The following is a 2,005-nucleotide window of genomic DNA, read 5'->3' as shown; positions in this document are numbered from 1 at the left end:
CCCTCCGCCACACCGGCCGCGACTACTACCGGCCCCTACGAGCCCTCGGTCTCACCTGACGAACCCAGACAGATCTCGATCATGCAATGCCCCTGCTACCGGACCATCGCCGTCGACGACCTCACCAATGCTCGTGAGCAGGATCCGCAAGGGACGGTCCTGGCGGTCCATATCTCCGAGGACGTAGATCCGAAGATGCGGCGGAACCGCCAGATATGCCGCCCGGAGAAGTGCTCGGTTGGACTCGGCTGGCTCCTGCTGAAAGCGTCGGATCGCAGCCCAGCAACGTTGCCCGGCAGTTGGTCGCTCATTGAGTACTTCGATGCGATCAGCGACTTCCAGAAGAAATCCCTCTGGTGTCAGCGGTTCGCCGTGACGAGAGGCCCACTTCGATGGTTCGTCGGGAAGGGGTGGAGTCTCAGGGTTGGTCACCGCCAATCGGCCCGTTGCCAGCATCTTCTCGAGGCCGGCCAGGTCCGTACGTTCTCCGCAGGTGATCGCTCCATCCGCGAAGACAATCAGGTCGTCGAGGTAGTACTCACTGTCTGGTCGATAACGCCGCCAGATGTGGCACCAGGCCCCATCGATTCTCTCCCCATCCACCATCCGATATGTCGGTCCCCGCCAAGTCATGGGCGCACGCTATCGCCTGCGAGACGATCATGGGAGTGGCACGGGAGTCCCCAGGCCTCTGCTTCCTGCCCGGGCGGAGAGGCCGGGTAGCAGAAGGCCTCAGACTGCGACGGAGAGCAGGTCCACCACGAAGACGAGTGTCGAGCCCGCCGGGATCAACGGCGAGGGTGACTGGTTGCCGTAGCCGAGGCGCGGGGGAACGATGATCTCGCGCCGACCGCCGACCTTCATCCCTCTGACCCCGCGGTCCCAGCCCTTGATGACCTTGCCACCGCCCACGGCAAACTTGAACGTCTGGCCCCGGTCCCAGGAGGTGTCGAATTCCTTTCCGGACTCGAAGGTGACCCCGACGTAGTGAACCTGGACAACCCTGCCCGGCTTCGCCTCAAGCCCGTCCCCGACGACGAGGTCGCGGATTGTCAGCTCGGTGGGAGCGTCACCCTCCGGAAGATCGATCTCGGGCTTCGTCAGTTCACTCATTGCAGCCTCATTCGCTCGCCGCCGGAAGCCCTCATACAGACCAGCCGGGCACATGGTCACTCTATGCAGTAGATCATCACGCTGCCGTGAACGCTGATCTCCTGGAGTGCATCAAGCCCAACGGAGCACTGCCGCCCTCGGCCGGGAGCTCGTAGTCGAGGTCCTCCACGTAGCCGACCTTCGACTTGAGCGAGCTCACCTCACTCTAGAGGTCGCTGACCTCACTCTCCTGAGAACGGCCTCGCTGGTCGAGTCGCCGGATCTGGCTGCTGTATTCGTCACTCATGCGCGACCGCATTGGGTGGTTGCGAAGTTATCCGCTTGGTCTGAGCTGATGTGATGTGCCCGTTCCGCTCTTTGGCCTCTGTGACGCGCCTATGCGGGTTCCTCCGATCCAGATTTACCACAACTCCGTATATGCCTGACATAGGGTGCGATGCGGCATTGATGATCACGAGGTCGGTCGATGCGGCAGATAGCTGGCCTCTGGCGATCCCAAACGATGGCTGACCTGCTGGGCGTGACGTCCCGGACGCTTGTGTCAGCTTGCGAGAGGCGCATATGGCAAACCTCCTGACGGGCGACTTCGAGGCAGTGCTGCAGGTGTCCGGCGCCACAGTCAACCGCCTCATGGCGAGCCTGCATCAGAACGCTGGCAGCAAACCCCATCTGCCGACGTTCCCGGCCATCCACGGCGCGATATAGGCACGGCGCCGCCAGCTGATCCCCTTCGTCGTGATCTTCCGTTGCCGGGCCGAAATAGCCGAAACAGACCGCTGGCGTGCCCCAGGTCGGCGCGGTTGGCCGGTTGGCCGGTTGGCCGGTTGGCCGGTTGGCCGGTTGGCCGGTTGGCCGGTTGGCCGGTTGGCCGGTTGGCCGGTTGGCCGGTTGG

Annotated in this window: 3 protein-coding genes; all 3 read right to left on the bottom strand. The window is 63.4% G+C overall.

Annotation, left to right across the window (positions count from 1 at the left end; all coding sequences use genetic code 11):
• Window positions 1-51: 51 nt before the first annotated feature.
• Window positions 52-606 carry a hypothetical protein gene (locus tag AB0915_RS39075; RefSeq protein ID WP_366696147.1) on the bottom strand — a complete coding sequence of 185 codons (555 nt, stop codon included), beginning with the start codon at window positions 604-606 and terminating at the stop codon, window positions 52-54.
• Between the two features lie 126 nt (window positions 607-732).
• Window positions 733-1,113, bottom strand: a complete 381-nt coding sequence (locus AB0915_RS39070; protein WP_030976601.1) for an FKBP-type peptidyl-prolyl cis-trans isomerase — start codon at window positions 1,111-1,113, stop codon at window positions 733-735.
• A gap of 375 nt (window positions 1,114-1,488) precedes the next feature.
• Window positions 1,489-2,005, bottom strand: a 517-nt coding sequence (locus tag AB0915_RS39065) for a PT domain-containing protein (RefSeq protein ID WP_366696145.1), incomplete at its 5' end; no start/stop codon positions are given.

The sequence above is a fragment of the Streptomyces sp. NPDC048411 genome, assembly GCF_040704695.1.
GTDB lineage: Bacteria > Actinomycetota > Actinomycetes > Streptomycetales > Streptomycetaceae > Streptomyces.
The sequence above is the reverse complement of the archived record's forward strand: the minus strand, read 5'-3'. Positions and strand labels throughout refer to the sequence as shown.

Bases quoted from the DNA above. Each gene is read 5' to 3' on its own strand.
- AB0915_RS39070 (WP_030976601.1), bottom strand. From the start codon at position 1,113: ATGAGTGAACTGACGAAGCCCGAGATCGATCTTCCGGAGGGTGACGCT.
- AB0915_RS39075 (WP_366696147.1), bottom strand. From the start codon at position 606: ATGGTGGATGGGGAGAGAATCGATGGGGCCTGGTGCCACATCTGGCGG.